We start from the raw sequence: 1,033 nt of genomic DNA on the forward strand, positions 1-1,033 counted from the left end.
GGCAAATTACAAGTTTAATCCGAACAAGCCCGGAATCTTTCAATGGCAGTCTGTTGATGATGTATTTTTAATGGTCGTTGATTAATTAGTTCAAGTGCTGCTAGGATCTCATCAGTCGTTACTTGGCTAAAATTGGTCTTTTTCGGGAAGAACCAGCGTAACCGTCTATTAAAATATTCATTGGAACCTCGCTCCCATGGTGAATATGGATGGCAAAAATAAACTTTGATCTGATAATCCTGTTCTAAGGCCTGATAATTGGCAAACTCTTTACCATGATCAACAGTAATGGATTTTACTTGGGGACCGAAGGCCCCCATAAACTTGCCAAAGGCGGTGTTTAGAGCCTTAGCCGTTCTATTAGGGGCTTTGATGGCCCATAGAAGTCGGGTCTTACGTTCTACGAATGTAACCAGACATGATCGTGACTCACTTCGACTAGAAAGCACCGTATCTACTTCCCAATGACCAAAAGCTAACCGTTGATTAACAGTTGTTGGCCGTTGTTCGATGGAAGTCCCACTTGTAAATTTCCCACGATTTTCGCTCACTCGGTGCTGGCGGACATTCCGATTGGGTAGATCAGTCAATTTGAAGGGGAGCCAGCCACGATTAAGCCAATTATAAATTGACGCAGTGCTCAAGTTATAAGCGGCCGCAATGGTTTCTGGTGACCAGGTTAATCGTAAGTGATTGGTAATTAAAGTCGCTAATGCTGCCGTCAGCATCGAACGACGACCGCAATTCCGCCTTTTGCGATCTGCATCTTGCTGAGCTAATTCTGGATCATAAGGTTTAACCCGGTCCAACTCATAGCTAATCGTAGCTTTGGCGACGCCTAAGGCGTCAGCCATTACTTGGTAAGATTTATTCCCCTCATTGACCAGTTGTGCTAGTGCGCCACGTTGAAAACGTGATAAAGTAGATGTACCCAAAGTAATCACTCCCTATATTGGTTGGAATTAGCTACTACCATTGTAAGTGATTGCTTTGGGCTTTTTAATTTCTGTTCGGATTAATTATAGAATTTGCC

1 protein-coding gene is annotated in these 1,033 nt (G+C 43.3%); it reads right to left on the minus strand.

The window, feature by feature from the left end; all coding sequences use genetic code 11:
• Positions 1–14: 14 nt before the first annotated feature.
• Positions 15–935 carry an IS30-like element ISLsa1 family transposase gene (locus FFM75_RS13875; RefSeq protein ID WP_011373852.1) on the minus strand — a complete coding sequence of 307 codons (921 nt, stop codon included), beginning with the start codon at positions 933–935 and terminating at the stop codon, positions 15–17.
• Positions 936–1,033 lie beyond the last annotated feature (98 nt).

Origin of the sequence: Lactiplantibacillus daowaiensis (assembly GCF_005405085.1) — a bacterium.
Classification (GTDB): Bacteria; Bacillota; Bacilli; order Lactobacillales; family Lactobacillaceae; genus Lactiplantibacillus; species Lactiplantibacillus daowaiensis.